Here is a 13,376-nt window from a genome sequence, read left to right as displayed (position 1 = left end):
CCTGGAGACGCCGATGACCTTGCAGTCGATGACCGGTTTTGCCCGCGCAGAAGGATCGAGCGGGCGAAACCGTTTCGTCTGGGAATTGCGCTCCGTCAATGGCAAGGGCCTCGATATCAGGCTGCGCCTGCCGTCCGGCCTGGAACGATTGGAGCCGGACGTCCGACGCCTGATCGGCGAACGGTTTTCACGCGGCAATCTGCAGGTCAGCCTCAATGTCACGGTCAGCGAGCCGGCGGTAGAGGCGGTGCTCAACCGGGATGCGCTGGCGGCGGTCCTGGCTTTGCGTGCTGAGCTTGGTGACCTTGTCGATCCATCGCCCCTCCGGCTCGATACGCTGCTCGGCATTCGCGGGCTCGTGGACATCCGCGAGGCGCAGGAGGATGCGCAAACAATCGCTGCCCGTGACGCGACCATCATGGCCGGCCTGCAGCAGGCGGTGGAGGAACTCGGCCAGATGCGGCGCAGCGAGGGGGCAGCGCTGTTCGATGTCCTGATGCAGCAGGTTGCCCGCATCGCCGACCTCACGGCCACGATCGAGATCGACCCGTTCCGGTCATCGGAGCAGATCACCCAGCGGCTTTCGGCCCAGCTTGCATTGCTGCTGCAGGACGCACCTTCGCTCGATCGCGACCGGCTTTATGCGGAAGTGGCGCTTCTGGCGACGAGGGCGGATCTGCGCGAAGAGATCGACCGGCTGAAGGCGCATGTCGTGGCAGCGGTGGATCTTCTGGCCAAAGGCGGACCGGTTGGACGCAAGCTCGACTTCCTTGCACAGGAATTTAACCGGGAATCGAATACCATCTGTTCCAAATCCAATTCCGCTGCTGTAACGGCGGCTGGAATCGAATTGAAAGTGGTGATCGACCAGTTCCGCGAACAGGTCCAGAATCTGGAGTAGTCTATGAGCCCGGTCCCGTCGTCCCAGGGCAATGCGTCCTCATCCGTCAAGATCGCCCGGCGCGGCCTGATGCTGGTGCTGTCATCGCCCTCCGGCGCCGGCAAATCGACGATTGCCCGTAACCTGCTCGATCTGGACCGCAGCCTCGAGATTTCCGTCAGCGTCACGACCCGGGCTAAGCGCCCGAGCGAGATCGCCGACAAGCACTATCACTTCATCACCGTGGCGCAGTTCGAGAAGATGCGCGACGCTGGCGATCTTCTGGAATGGGCAGAAGTGCACGGCAATTTCTACGGCACGCCGCGCGAGCCGGTCGAGGCTGCCATGGGCGAGGGCCGCGACATGCTGTTCGACATCGACTGGCAGGGCGCCCTCCAGCTGCAGGAAAAGATGAAGGCCGACGTTGTCTCGATCTTCGTGCTGCCGCCGACCATGACCGAGCTGCAGTCGCGCCTGCATCGCCGGGCTGAAGACAGCGAGGAGGTCATCCGCACGCGGCTCCTCAATTCCCGCTCCGAGATCGAGCATTGGCGGGAATACGACTATGTCATCGTCAACGACGATCTCGACGAGGCTTTCGGGCATGTCAGCTGCATCGTCAATGCAGAGCGCATCCGCCGCGACCGGCGCCATGGCCTGTTCGACTTCGTCGATCGCCTGCTGACGGAAGAGCCGAAGCTCTGAGGCAAGGCTGGCGAGGCAGGACGCTTCTTTCAGCCCCGCAAAATGCCGGCTTCCTGTGCCGCCCTGACAAAGGCGGCTTGAGCCTGCCGGTGGTCGACCTTTCCAGTCAACGACTGAAGACAGGCCTTGCGTGCCGCGGCAAACGAGGCTCCACTTTTGGCGGGCCAGCAGGTCGACAGGCATTCCATCGCCTCGCGGCTATTGCTCACGCAGCGAAAGTGATCGGAGTTCTCGATCATCAGTTCGACTCGGTTGTCCCATAGATCGGCGCCCATTCTCGGACCTCCATATGCTAGTTATTACCAGACCCTGATCCATGCCGGGTCTTCGATAGTGACAACGCCGGCGGCGGTGACTTGCTCCCGGCGTTTGCTTGATCGCCGATCAATCGTCGATTTCGGCCCGAAGCTGATCGATTTTGCCCTCGGCGGTTCCGACGCCCAAGACAGCCTTGCCATAGGCGAGCGTCTCGTCGTCGATAGGCGCGCCGGTAAATTTACCCAAGGCGTCGCGTAGCGCGTCATCTCCCAAAGCTGGATCGCTCGCCGAGGGCGCCATGCCTGTATCAGCTTCGTACTGCGCATAGGCTTTTGCATAGGCCGACACAGCCGCCATCTTCGGATCATTGCTGTTGAGATAGGCGCGGTAATTGCGGTTCAGCGAATTCAGACCCTTGGGTTCGGATGGAGACGGGAGGCTGGTTGCAGCCTTTCTCGGCCTTTCGTTTTCCGCGCTGGCGGAAGTTTGCTTTTCCACATTATTTCGCTTGGCTGCCGATCCTCGCTCACGACTCCTCTCCGCCTGGTTCGAGTTGCCGCTATTGGACTTGCCTTGTCCGCCGCTATTGCCGTTGCCGTTGCCGCCACCATTGCCTCCGCCATTGCCTTCCTTGGCCGAGGCGGTGACGGTAAAACCGGTGAAACTAGGCGGCGTCATCGTTGACGCCAGCAGAGCTGTAAGGGCCGTGACCTTCAGGATGGTTTCCATCGTCATCGCTATTCTCCATGTTCATTGCGCCGTATTGGCTTGGGGAATAGCTTTGTGAGGAGGCGCTAAATATCCAGAACTCTAGGACCAATGCGGCGCGGCATCGGTCCATGGTCCCGCTGCCGGGTGACAAGAAGGTCCCTGTATGCCGGATTAGGCGGAGAATTTCGAGCAGGCGGAGGGGCGCTATCTCGATATCCGGGAAAGCGACGAGCTCGATGAGGCGCTGCTTGCAGACTGGATTGTCCAGGCTGCGCGTTTGCCGGGCCAGACGCTGTAACCGACCTTACAGCAGACGGCATCGCCTCAGAGGCTGTTCGCCAGTGCCACGAATTCGTCCACTGAAAGCGTTTCGGCGCGTCGGGCAGGATCGATGCCCACTTTGTTGAGGAGAGCCTCGCCACCGAGCGACTTGACGCTCTGGCGGAGCATCTTGCGGCGCTGACCGAAGGCTGCCTGCGTTACCCGCTCCAGCTTCCCCACATCGCAGGGCAGGGGATTTTGCCGCGGCGTCAGATGCACCACGGTGGAGGTTACTTTGGGGGGCGGCGTGAAGGCCTGAGGCGGCACGTCGAACACCATATGCGCATCCGTGCGCCAGCCGGCGAGCACGCCCAGCCGTCCGTAATGATCGTCTTCCTCGTCGGCGACGATACGCAGTCCGACTTCCTTCTGGAACATTAGCGTCAGGCTTTCCCAGAAGGGCGGCCACTGGCCGTCGGCCGGCATCAGCCAGTTGATCAGCAATTGGGTACCCACGTTGTAGGGCAGATTGGCGATGATTTTCACCGGGCCGCCATCCGCCTTTTCGACGGCGAGGGCGGCGAAATCGGTCTTCAGCGCGTCCCCTTCGATCACCTCCAGTCGGTCGGGATAATAGCTGCCGATTTCCGCCAAGGCCGGCAGACAGCGGCTGTCGCGCTCCACCGCGATCACCTTCTTGGCACCAAGCGACAGGATGGCGCGGGTCAGGCCACCTGGCCCGGGGCCGACTTCGAAGACGGTCACGCCGTCGAGCGGGCCGGCGCTGCGGGCAATCTTCTGGGTGAGGTTGAGGTCGAGCAGGAAGTTCTGGCCGAGAGCCTTGCGGGCATCGAGCCCGAAGCGCTGGATGACGTCGCGCAGCGGCGGCAGCCCGTCAAGCGTGGCCATCAGGCAGCGGCCTTCAGGGCGAGGTCGGCTGCCAGGCGGAGCGCCTCGACCAGGCTCGTGTCGCGCGCAATGCCTTGCCCGGCAATCCCGAAGGCCGTGCCGTGGTCGGGCGATGTCCGGATAAAGGGCAGGCCAAGGGTGACATTGACGGACGTGTCGAAGCCAAGAGCCTTGGCCGGAATGAGCGCCTGATCATGATACATGCAGATCGCCACGTCATAGCGGCCGCGCGCCTCGTCATGGAACATGGTGTCGGCCGGCAGCGGACCGAACACGTTGATCCCTTCGGCGCGCAGCTTGATGACGGCCGGATGGATGATGTCCTGATCTTCGCGGCCGATGGCACCGTCCTCACCCGCATGCGGATTAAGGCCTGCCACGGCAAGCCGCGGCTGCGCGATCCCGTAACGCGTCTTCAGATCGTGATGGGCGATGCGGCAGGTATCGACGATCAAGTCTTCGCTCAGGACCGACGGTACCTGGTTGATGGGGATATGGATGGTGACCGGAATGGCGCGCAACTTCGGCCCGGCCAGCATCATCACCGGCAAGACCTTGGCGCCGGTGGCGCGTTCAGCCAGATCGGCGAGAAATTCCGTATGCCCGGGAAAGCCGAATCCGGCCTGGTAAAGAACCGACTTGGCAATCGGATTGGTGACGACGGCGGCCGCCTTGCCGTCGAAGCAGAGCGCTACGGCCGATTCAATGGCGGCAATCGTGCCCTTGGCGGTGGCCACATGCGGTTGGCCAGGCGACACCTCGGCGCCGCTCGCAATGGGAAACACCGGAAGCGCATCGGCAAATACAGAAAGGGCGGTGTCGCTATCCGCTTCACGAATGGCGATGTCCAGCCCAAGCAAAGCTGCCCGGGCGGCAAGCACGGCCGGATCGCCGAGAAACAGGAAGGGCGGAAGATTCAGTTCCCGCCGTGCCGACCATGCGGCCAGTGTGATATCTGGTCCAATACCGGCCGGATCGCCCTGGGTCAGCGCAAGAGGACGATCGAGATTCATATGCACTCCGGGCAATGGTCAGAGATAGTCGATCTGAGCCTTGCTGCGCAGCTCGTCCAGATACTTCTTGGCGTTCGGATCCTCGCCGCCTTTTTTCTCCTTGCCGAGATCCTCGGCGCGGAACACCGCTTCGGCAGCAACGTCGTCGGACACCTGACGCTGGTTGCAGATGGCCAGGAATTCGACGCCACGCTCGGTGACACGGGTACCCGTCGTGCCGCCGGAAGCTTTCTCGATCAGCGGCTTCCAGTCTTCAGGCAGTTCCGGCGCCAGCACGCGACCAAGGTCACGGACCGACACATCAAGCATGGTGGCGGCAAATTCCTTGGACTGGTCGCAGCCCGGGAATTTCGAGCGCGACGCTTCGGCCTCCGCCTTGCGCTTGTTCAGGATGGCGTTGCGCTTGGCGGCCGGCACCACGAAGACGATCTGCTTCAGAAAATATTCGGTGGTTACCGGCTTCTGCTTGTTCTCCATCATCCGGGTGACAAGCTCCTGGTTCGACATCTTGCCGCGGCTGCCGCCGAAGCGGGCGTTGACGAGGCGCGGCCAGCTCATCTGAACGGCGATGTAGGACTTAAAATGGTCTGCACCGACGCCGGCCTGTTCCAGGATCTTCGTCAGCTGTTCCGCCGTCAGCTTGTTGCCGCTGGCAAATCGGGCAAACGCCTTGTCGACGTCGTCGGTGCTGACCGACATCTTGACGCGGGCGATCTCCTGGCGCTTCAGGGACTCCTCGACGAGCTGCTCGCGCGCCGTCTTGGTGTCCGCCTTCTGGTGCTGCAGCTTGAGGAAGGCAACCCGGTGGGCCACGTCGGAACTGGTGATGGCGGTCTTGTTCACGACGGCGGCGACTTCGCTGGCGGCCTGCGCCGGCGCAAAGCCCGGTGCGATCGCGGCCGAGGCGGCAAGTACGGCGAGCGCCAGCGCCATTCTGCGCATTGCGGTCACTGCAAACATTAATCTCATCCCTTTCCGATCCGAATTCTCCGTCCGGACGGTTATACTAAGCTATTCTTGCCCGCTTGCACAATCGTTGCGGCAAAACCGTGACGAAAGCTCCAGCGCCGGCTAGTTACGGAAACTTTCATCATAGTCTGACGTCGAGCCGATATTGATATCGCCCAGCGTCCGGAAACTAAGGCGCGCGCTGACCGTCCAGTCATTGGCATCGGTGCTCGACGGCTTGTCCGTATAGGCGAGCGTGAAGATCGTGCATTCATCTGCATAACTGATGCCGACGCCGCGCCGCAGGATTTCGTTATCGGTGAAATCCCAGCTGGCGGATCCGGCCAGCGACCAGTTCTCGTTGATCCGAAGGTTCATCGAGTTCTTCAGCACTTCCGTCCGATCGTCATCGCCATATTCTGGCTGTGCATCCACCTGCGTATAGACCAGCTTTCCGCTGATGCGAGGTGTCGTATAGCCAAACGAGACGTCGGTGCGCTTGACGTCGAAGCTCTTCTCGTCAAATCGCGTGTTGAGCGCCAGGTTGAAGCCCTGCGGAAGGTCGATGGCGGCCATGGAGACATAATCGGAACGTTTTGTTTCCAGTCCCGACTCCGCGCCTGCCTGAACAAGGTCTTCGGTAGCGAACGAGTTCTGGCCGCCAAGCTGGTAGGACTGGCCGAAAATGCCGCGCAACCCGATGCCGTTGTCGAGCGAGCCGGTATACCGGAAGCCGACATTGGCACGAGTGCCGCCTTCGACGCGGTCGAAGCCGGAGAATTTGTCGCGCTCGAAAAGGCTGGTCGCGTCGAAGACGAAGCTCTGAGCATCTTCGTTCGGCAGGCCGCCGGCCATCTGTTCGTCCGGGCGCGCGTAAACCTGCGCGATCGGCTCGATGATGTGGCTGCCACCGGCCCCGCTGATGAGGATGGGATAGCGCGCTTCCAGGCCAGCCGTGAGCATGTAGCGGCCGTTCGTGCCGTCGGGCTCCAGATCGCCTTCGTAAGCTGCACCGAGATCGGACATGGAATGGTGCAGGCCGTCCGCGCGGGCAGCGAGGATCGGTGTCAGCAGCAGTCCACCGGAGGTGGTAAAGGTGCGCTTCCATTCGGCTTCGGTGGTGAAGCGGCTGTAGTCGCCTTCGAGGCCGGGGAAGCGAACGCTGGTTCCCTCAAAATAGGAGTCCTCTTCACGGCGCGAGAGATTGGTCAGATTGGCGGTGATGGACAATTGGCCGCCGGCGACCGGCTCGGGCGCGTAGTACTCATAGTCGAGGACCGGATAAACGACTGCCTGCTGCCGTTCCAGCGAGTTGTTGACGTCATTGTCCTGCACGTCGAAGTAATAGGCGTGCAGGTCAAAATAATTCCGCCGGCCAAGACCTGTCAGGTAGAGATCGTTGGTGAAGGTGTCCTTGTCGAGGTCCTTGATGTCATAGGTGCGCGCGAAATTGTTGTCGCTCTGCGCCATGACGTTCCAGCCGAAGGTCCAGCGCGGATTGATCTGGAAATCGGCCTTGGATGCGACCAGAAGACGCCCGTCTTCCGCGCGGTCGCTGGAACCGACGTCGAAATTGTCGGGCTGCCGCTGGTTGATGCCGGCAAAGCGGAACGTGTGCTCGCCGTTTTCGAACCTGTTGCGGACTTCCCCTTCGACCAGCAGTCCCTGGCTGCTGTAGAAGGTCGGCGTGATCGTCGCATCCATGCTCGGCGAAAAGACATGGTAATAGGGAACGCTGACGCCGAAGCCAAGATTGTCGCTGGCGCTGAACCTGGGAAACAGAAGGCCCGACTTGCGTTCGACCGTTTCGTCCGGCACTTCGATCGCGAAGGGCAACTGTCCGAGCGACAGGCCAAACAGTTCGAACTGAGCCCGCTCCAGGCGGATCGTATGGGTCTGGCCGTTACGCACCACGCGCTGCGCCTTCACCTGCCACAGTGGCGCCTTGCCGGGCGTCTCGGCGCAGGGAAGGCAGGCGGTGTAGACGGTGTTGTTGAGGACCATCACGTCGCCCGGCTGGCGCTCCGCACTTTCGGCAGCCAGTCGGGTATTGTCGGTAGTCTCAACGCGCAAGGAGTTCAGGAAGCCCTGGCCGAAATCGTCCGTGACGTCGAGTTCTTCGGCGTAAACGCGGTTGCCGCTCGGTTCGATGAATTCGATATTGCCGGTCGCCATGACGCGGCCGGTTTCCTGATCGTATTCGACCCGCTGCGCCACCATGCGGTAGCGGTTATAGTAGATCTGCACGCCACCGGTGGCGGTGACGCGCTTGCTGTCCTGATTGTAGACAAGCTCGTTCGCCCGCAGCAGCATCTTGGCGTCGCTATCGGCCGACGGCAGGAGATTCTGCGCATGCGAATAGGTCGCGGTAACGCCGATTACGCAGAAAACAGACACACCTGTCAGCAGGGCGGCGGCGAGCCGTCTAATATTCTTGCGGTCACTTACCGCCACTAGCCATCCTCCTGATGAAGCAGAATTGTAGCGCCCAACGCACTTGCGACGATGACTGGAATCCAGACCGCCACAAAAGGAGGAATCGCCCCGCTGCTCCCGAATGCCTTCACAAGCACTGTCACGACATAAAGCACGAAGCCGGAAACTATTCCACCCAGAATCATCGAGCGAGACTGGGCGAAGCGGCTGAATTTTAACGATACTGTTGCAGCAATGAGCGTCATCGCGACGAGCAGGACCGGCAGCGAAAGCAGCGAATGGAACTGAGTCTCGAGCGGCTTCGTAGAGATCCCGAAGGATTTGCCGATCTCGATCTTCCGGGAAAGATCAAAGAACGCAACGGTTTCCGGCTGCGATAGGCTTTCCTGGATATATTCCTGTCTCAGGTTGGTACGGACCTGCACGCTTTCGCGACGAGCCGGAATCTCGCCGGGGCGATTCTCCAGAACCTCGTTAAGCTGCCAGTAACCATCTTCCAACTTCGCCGTCTTAGCGTCCTGCCGCATCGTCACGGCGCCGTCCTTGTCGAAGTGGAAAAGGACGACGTCGATCAGCTCGGTTCCGCTGCTGCGATAGCTCTTGGCGCCGATGATGGTGTCCTCGTCGCCGCTGATCTGCCGGATCCATGGGACGAAGTTTGAAGGCTTGGCCCGGCCGCTTGCCTGCCGCCAGCTGCTTTCCAGCGAGATCGATTCGCGCTGTCCCCAGGCGGCCAGCGGATTGATGATCAGCAGGGTGGCAAGCCCGATCAGCAGGGCGCCGATCGCAAAGGGCATGACGAACTGCCAGACCGAAATGCCGGCGGCGCGCGTCACCACCAGTTCGTAACGTCGGTTGAGTGCGATCAGCACGGTCATGCCGATGAACAGGCTGAGCGTCGGGATCGTCTGCTGCAGGATGAGCGGCACCCGCATCGCCGTCATCGCCAGGGCGCCGGCAACCGTGTAGCCGGAAAAACCGGAAAGGCGGCGGCTGGTTTCGCTGAAATCGGCAAGGAAGATGATGGCGCTGACGCCAAGCAGGAACCACAGCGCGGTGACGATGTAGCGGCGGAAGAAATAGCGCCCGAGAGTCGAGAAGATCATGCCGCACCTCCACCGGACTTGGGCGAAGAAGCAAAGCGGCTGCGCAGCAGGTCTCCGGTTCTCGTCAGGCTGCGGCTGATGGCGCGCGGCATTTGCAGCTGCCTGTTGGTGGCCAGCATATAGCCGGCAATCGCACAGCTGACGAGCGGAACGGCATAAACGAGCGGGCTATAGGCACCGTTCCGCTCGGTCGCATTAGTGACCGAAAAGCCCACCCAGCGCAGCAGGAAGGCGCAGGCGAGGGCATAGACCATCGGGTGCAGGCGCGTCTGGCGGTGCGACCGCGTATTGCCGGCCACCACCAGGGAAATCAGTGCAAAGGCGATCGGGAACATCCAGTCGGATAGCCGGCGGTTCAGCTCACTGCGGAAAGCACCTGGTGACTTGGCGTAAACGGGATCGGTGGGGTCAGGATTGAGAAGGAATCCGAGGCTGCGGTCGCCCGAATAAAGCGGCAGCCCGCCTTCCGACTTAGTCATGGCCGACAGGTCGAAAGCATAGGAGGCGAATTTGACGATCGAAATCCGCCCATCCGGCGCCTTGCGGTGCACTTCGCCGTCACGCATGGTCAGCGACGTGCCGCCCGGATCCACCGATCCTTCGCGGGCATAATAGATCAGGTCGAAGTTCGGGTCCCGGTAGTCGACAATGAACAGGCCGCGCAGGACCCGTCCGGAATGCCGCTCCGAGATCTGCACGTAAAGGCCGTCCTCGATGCTGCGGAAAGTCTTTTCTTCGATAACCGAAGACAGAAGGTCCGCATAGGCGGCGGCCACCATCTGGCGCGCGCCAAGCCGCGATTCCGGCTCAACGAAATTGGTGATCACGAAGGATCCGAGGCCGAGGGCGACGGCCAGAAGGATGACCGGTCGATAGATGATGCTACGGCCCGAGCCTGCAGCGTCGATGACAGGCAGTTCCGAATCGTTGTTCATCGCCGTCAGGGTCTGGGTAATGCCGATGACCAGCGCGAAGGGGAGGACGACGGGAATGATGGTCGGCAGGATGTAAGTGGCGAGCAGCATGAACGAGCCCATCGACTGGCCCGTATCGGTAACCAGGTTGATGCGCCCGAGCACCTGTATCGTCCAGATGATGGTGAGGACCGGAAGGAGCGTCACCAGGAACATCTGAAAAATGCGGCGCAGTATGTAGATTTCGAGAAGCTTCATTCCCGCCCGATGTCTTGCCCGTCCTGCCATCCCGCGATGACCGTCGCGCCTATCTAAGCGATTGGTGCGGCCATTGCGACAGTCCATATGTCACAAAAATGTTGGCGGCACCCGTTTTCTTTGCCGTTGTGACATTTCGAAATATTACGCGCCACGGCCGCGCCGCCGGCGCCGGCCACGAACAGCCTGAAAGCGAGGTTGCGCTTGTTGCGACGAAGCCTTCGGACGCGCAGGCATCGGCGATACGCCTCGATTGCACATCTCGCCCTTGCGTTCAGGCTCGAAACGGGGATGATCGACGCTCGTTGTTTGCCGAAAATGCCTGGAGCCGTTATGTCCGTGAAACTTGATATTGCCTTCGCCGCCTCTGCCCGCATTGACGGAGGACTGGTGATCCAGCTGAAGCTGGCCGGCGACGCAATCGCGGCCGGCGCAGCGGAAGCCGACCCCGCCAATGTCGCGGTTCGGGCAGCGGAAATCTCGAAATTCTCGGGTAAAGCGATGAAGACCTTGGACATCATCGCGCCGCAGGGCTCTCCGGCGGATCGTCTGGTCGTATTGGGGCTGGGAAAGGCCGAAGCGATAACCGCTTACGATTGGATCCGTGCCGGCGGCGCGGCGGCTGCAACCGTCAAGGCGATGAACAGGGTCACGATCTTTGTTGACGCGCCCGGCCTCCATGTCGGCAGTCGAGAGGCTGCCGACTTTGCGCTCGGCATGCTGTTGCGCGCCTATAGCTTCGATACCTACAAGACGAAGAAGGCTGACGACGAGGACAAGGTTTCCAAAAAGGTCCAGGTGACGATCGTCACTGCCGATGCGGCAGCAGCCGAGATTGCGTTCTCCAATTCGGAGGCGGTGGCCGGCGGCGTCAACCTTGCCCGCGACCTCGTCAACCTGCCGCCGAACGTGCTGGGGCCCGTAGAATTTGCCGACAAGGCGAAGGAGCTGGAAAAGCTCGGCGTAGATGTGGAGATTCTCACGGAAAAGGACATGAAGAAGCTCGGCATGGGCGCGCTGCTGGGCGTCGCCCAGGGCTCGGTGCGCCCGCCGCGACTGGCCGTGATGCAGTGGAAGGGAGCCAAGGGCAAGGAAGCGCCGATCGCCTTTGTCGGCAAGGGCGTGGTCTTCGATTCGGGCGGCATTTCCATCAAGCCCGGCGCCGGCATGGAGGATATGAAGGGCGATATGGGCGGCGCCGCTGCGGTGACCGGGCTCATGCATGTGCTCGCCGCCCGCAAGGCGAAGGTCAATGTGGTCGGCATCATCGGTCTCGTCGAGAACATGCCGGACGGCAATGCCCAGCGTCCGGGCGACATCGTCACCTCCATGTCCGGCCAGACGATCGAGATCATCAACACCGATGCGGAAGGGCGCCTCGTTCTGGGTGACGCGCTCTGGTACTGTAACGATCGGTTCAAGCCGAAATTCATGGTCAATCTGGCGACATTGACCGGAGCCATCATGGTGGCACTCGGCAATGTCCATGCCGGACTGTTCTCCAATGACGATGTGCTGGCTGGCCATCTGAGCGCGGCCGGACAGGCAACGGGCGAGAAGCTTTGGCGCATGCCCCTCGGCAAGGAATACGACAAGATGATCGACTCCAAGTTCGCCGACATGAAGAATACCGGCGGACGGCACGGCGGATCGATCACGGCTGCGCAGTTCCTCAAGCGCTTCGTCGGCGATACGCCTTGGGCGCATCTCGACATTGCCGCCACGGCCCTAAATTCTCCGGCCAACGAGATCAATCAGTCCTGGGGCTCGGGTTTTGGCGTGCGGCTTCTCGACGAGCTCGTTCGTGCGCATTATGAAGGCTGATGACGGAAATCCTGTTCTATCACCTGACCGAATCCAAGCTCGAAGAGGCTCTGCCGGCGCTTTTGGAGAAAAGCGTCGAGCGGGGCTGGAAGGTCGTCGTGCAGACCAATGCGGAGGCGCGGCGGGACATGCTCGACGCCCATCTCTGGATCTTTCGCGACGACAGTTTCCTGCCGCACGGCACCGATGAGGCGCCCATGTCCGACGCGCAGCCTGTGCTTTTGACGGCGACAAACGAGAACCGCAACCAGGCAAGCGTGCGCTTCGTCGTCGACGGTGCGGATCCGCCGCCGCTTGGCGATTATACGCGCGTCGTGTTCATGTTCGACGGTCATGATCAGATACAGCTCGAAACTGCCCGCGCTCAGTGGAAAAACCTCAAGGGCGAGGGACATGCGCTGACCTATTGGCAGCAATCGGAAGAAGGGCGTTGGGTGAAGAAGGCCTGACGCTTAAGCTAAATCGGTCCGCGCGAAGTCTTCGCCGACATACAGGAGTGGAGCGTCCGCGGCTTTTGCACCGGCATAGGAGAAGCAATCGCCGAAATTCAGCCTGGCCGGATGACGGCCCTTGCCGTAGCGGGCAAAGGCCTCGATAGCTGCCGAAGCGGTTTGATCGTCAATCGATACAACGGCAATATCCATGGCGCCCAGCAGGGACCGGACGAGCCTTTCGGCTTCCGTTACGGAAAAATTTTCCTTTCCGGCAAGCACGACTGCCGCCTCGTAGATCACCATGGGATTGGTCGAGTGTGGTCCGTTGGCATCCTGGAGCTTTGCAAGGAGTTCCGATGCCTTCGGGCCATCGAGCAGAAATTCCATGATCGCCGACGTGTCGAAGAACATCAGATTTCCCACATCTCGTCGAGAAACGCCTTGTCGTCGAAATCCGGATTTGGTCGCCCAAGTCGCTTGACCTCATCCTGGATAGCCTTCAGCCTTTCTGCCAAAGTCGGCTCGGATTTCTCTTCATGAGACGCCGGCGGCTCCTGCACCACCACACGCTCCAGCGCCTGCCGGATGGCGTCGGTCTTGGTCGGGGCCTTGAGGATCTTGCGGGCCTGTTCGGCCAGCTGGTTGACGCGCTCGTCGCGAACGTAAAGGGGCATGGCGGCACCTCGTGAATATACAGGTGAAGGTAGTGTATATTCACG

At 61.2% G+C, this 13,376-nt stretch carries 14 protein-coding genes; 4 read left to right on the top strand and 10 right to left on the bottom strand.

What is annotated here, in order from left to right:
- The first annotated feature begins 13 nt into the window (after positions 1-13).
- The gene (locus tag E2F50_RS09410; RefSeq protein ID WP_133315874.1) at positions 14-901 is read left to right on the top strand and encodes a YicC/YloC family endoribonuclease; all 888 of its coding nucleotides are present in this window, start codon (positions 14-16) and stop codon (positions 899-901) included.
- A 3-nt stretch (positions 902-904) separates the two neighbouring features.
- Positions 905-1,585 carry a guanylate kinase gene (gene gmk, locus E2F50_RS09405; RefSeq protein ID WP_133315873.1) on the top strand — a complete coding sequence of 227 codons (681 nt, stop codon included), beginning with the start codon at positions 905-907 and terminating at the stop codon, positions 1,583-1,585.
- 29 nt (positions 1,586-1,614) lie between these two features.
- Here the strand turns inward: gmk and E2F50_RS09400 are convergent, their stop codons facing one another.
- The 8 genes from E2F50_RS09400 to E2F50_RS09365 form a co-directional block, all read right to left on the bottom strand.
- Positions 1,615-1,860 (bottom strand): DUF982 domain-containing protein, encoded by a 246-nt coding sequence (locus E2F50_RS09400; RefSeq protein ID WP_133315872.1) that lies wholly within the window; start codon positions 1,858-1,860, stop codon positions 1,615-1,617.
- A 109-nt stretch (positions 1,861-1,969) separates the two neighbouring features.
- Complete coding sequence (locus E2F50_RS09395) at positions 1,970-2,578, bottom strand: hypothetical protein (protein WP_133315871.1); 609 nt, start codon at positions 2,576-2,578, stop codon at positions 1,970-1,972.
- Positions 2,579-2,878: 300 nt separating this feature from the next.
- Complete coding sequence (rsmA, locus tag E2F50_RS09390) at positions 2,879-3,724, bottom strand: 16S rRNA (adenine(1518)-N(6)/adenine(1519)-N(6))-dimethyltransferase RsmA (RefSeq protein WP_133315870.1); 846 nt, start codon at positions 3,722-3,724, stop codon at positions 2,879-2,881.
- Positions 3,724-4,743 carry a 4-hydroxythreonine-4-phosphate dehydrogenase PdxA gene (gene pdxA, locus E2F50_RS09385; RefSeq protein ID WP_425375372.1) on the bottom strand — a complete coding sequence of 340 codons (1,020 nt, stop codon included), beginning with the start codon at positions 4,741-4,743 and terminating at the stop codon, positions 3,724-3,726. Before pdxA ends, rsmA begins: the two co-directional genes overlap by 1 nt.
- 12 nt (positions 4,744-4,755) lie before the next feature.
- The gene (locus E2F50_RS09380; RefSeq protein ID WP_133315868.1) at positions 4,756-5,697 is read right to left on the bottom strand and encodes a SurA N-terminal domain-containing protein; all 942 of its coding nucleotides are present in this window, start codon (positions 5,695-5,697) and stop codon (positions 4,756-4,758) included.
- 111 nt (positions 5,698-5,808) lie between these two features.
- Positions 5,809-8,139, bottom strand: a complete 2,331-nt coding sequence (locus E2F50_RS09375; RefSeq protein ID WP_133315867.1) for an LPS-assembly protein LptD — start codon at positions 8,137-8,139, stop codon at positions 5,809-5,811.
- Positions 8,139-9,227 (bottom strand): LPS export ABC transporter permease LptG, encoded by a 1,089-nt coding sequence (gene lptG / locus E2F50_RS09370; RefSeq protein WP_133315866.1) that lies wholly within the window; start codon positions 9,225-9,227, stop codon positions 8,139-8,141. The genes E2F50_RS09375 and lptG overlap by 1 nt, the downstream gene beginning before the upstream one ends.
- Positions 9,224-10,399, bottom strand: coding sequence for an LptF/LptG family permease (locus tag E2F50_RS09365; RefSeq protein ID WP_133315865.1), 1,176 nt, complete (start codon positions 10,397-10,399; stop codon positions 9,224-9,226). The genes lptG and E2F50_RS09365 overlap by 4 nt, the downstream gene beginning before the upstream one ends.
- A 333-nt stretch (positions 10,400-10,732) precedes the next feature.
- Between E2F50_RS09365 and E2F50_RS09360 the strand changes: the two genes are divergently transcribed.
- Positions 10,733-12,223 (top strand): leucyl aminopeptidase, encoded by a 1,491-nt coding sequence (locus E2F50_RS09360; protein ID WP_133315864.1) that lies wholly within the window; start codon positions 10,733-10,735, stop codon positions 12,221-12,223.
- The gene (locus tag E2F50_RS09355) at positions 12,223-12,672 is read left to right on the top strand and encodes a DNA polymerase III subunit chi (RefSeq protein WP_133315863.1); all 450 of its coding nucleotides are present in this window, start codon (positions 12,223-12,225) and stop codon (positions 12,670-12,672) included. Before E2F50_RS09360 ends, E2F50_RS09355 begins: the two co-directional genes overlap by 1 nt.
- A 3-nt stretch (positions 12,673-12,675) precedes the next feature.
- Here E2F50_RS09355 and E2F50_RS09350 read toward each other — a convergent pair whose 3' ends face one another.
- Together E2F50_RS09350 and E2F50_RS09345 are read right to left on the bottom strand one after the other, a co-directional pair.
- Positions 12,676-13,068 carry a type II toxin-antitoxin system VapC family toxin gene (locus tag E2F50_RS09350; protein ID WP_133315862.1) on the bottom strand — a complete coding sequence of 131 codons (393 nt, stop codon included), beginning with the start codon at positions 13,066-13,068 and terminating at the stop codon, positions 12,676-12,678.
- The gene (locus E2F50_RS09345; RefSeq protein ID WP_133315861.1) at positions 13,068-13,331 is read right to left on the bottom strand and encodes a type II toxin-antitoxin system VapB family antitoxin; all 264 of its coding nucleotides are present in this window, start codon (positions 13,329-13,331) and stop codon (positions 13,068-13,070) included. Before E2F50_RS09345 ends, E2F50_RS09350 begins: the two co-directional genes overlap by 1 nt.
- Between the last annotated feature and the right edge of the window lie 45 nt (positions 13,332-13,376).

Source organism: Rhizobium deserti (assembly GCF_004358025.1).
GTDB classification, from domain to species: domain Bacteria; phylum Pseudomonadota; class Alphaproteobacteria; order Rhizobiales; family Rhizobiaceae; genus Neorhizobium; species Neorhizobium deserti.
Note: the sequence above shows the minus strand (reverse complement) of the source record. Positions and strands in the feature narration are given on the sequence as shown.

Excerpts from the sequence above, each read along its gene's own strand:
- E2F50_RS09410 (WP_133315874.1), top strand. The coding sequence starts at position 14 with ATGACCTTGCAGTCGATGACCGGTTTTGCCCGCGCAGAAGGATCGAGC.
- gmk (WP_133315873.1), top strand. The coding sequence starts at position 905 with ATGAGCCCGGTCCCGTCGTCCCAGGGCAATGCGTCCTCATCCGTCAAG.
- E2F50_RS09400 (WP_133315872.1), bottom strand. The coding sequence starts at position 1,860 with ATGGGCGCCGATCTATGGGACAACCGAGTCGAACTGATGATCGAGAAC.
- E2F50_RS09395 (WP_133315871.1), bottom strand. The coding sequence starts at position 2,578 with ATGACGATGGAAACCATCCTGAAGGTCACGGCCCTTACAGCTCTGCTG.
- rsmA (WP_133315870.1), bottom strand. The coding sequence starts at position 3,724 with ATGGCCACGCTTGACGGGCTGCCGCCGCTGCGCGACGTCATCCAGCGC.
- E2F50_RS09380 (WP_133315868.1), bottom strand. The coding sequence starts at position 5,697 with ATGTTTGCAGTGACCGCAATGCGCAGAATGGCGCTGGCGCTCGCCGTA.
- lptG (WP_133315866.1), bottom strand. The coding sequence starts at position 9,227 with ATGATCTTCTCGACTCTCGGGCGCTATTTCTTCCGCCGCTACATCGTC.
- E2F50_RS09365 (WP_133315865.1), bottom strand. The coding sequence starts at position 10,399 with ATGAAGCTTCTCGAAATCTACATACTGCGCCGCATTTTTCAGATGTTC.
- E2F50_RS09360 (WP_133315864.1), top strand. The coding sequence starts at position 10,733 with ATGTCCGTGAAACTTGATATTGCCTTCGCCGCCTCTGCCCGCATTGAC.
- E2F50_RS09355 (WP_133315863.1), top strand. The coding sequence starts at position 12,223 with ATGACGGAAATCCTGTTCTATCACCTGACCGAATCCAAGCTCGAAGAG.
- E2F50_RS09350 (WP_133315862.1), bottom strand. The coding sequence starts at position 13,068 with ATGTTCTTCGACACGTCGGCGATCATGGAATTTCTGCTCGATGGCCCG.
- E2F50_RS09345 (WP_133315861.1), bottom strand. The coding sequence starts at position 13,331 with ATGCCCCTTTACGTTCGCGACGAGCGCGTCAACCAGCTGGCCGAACAG.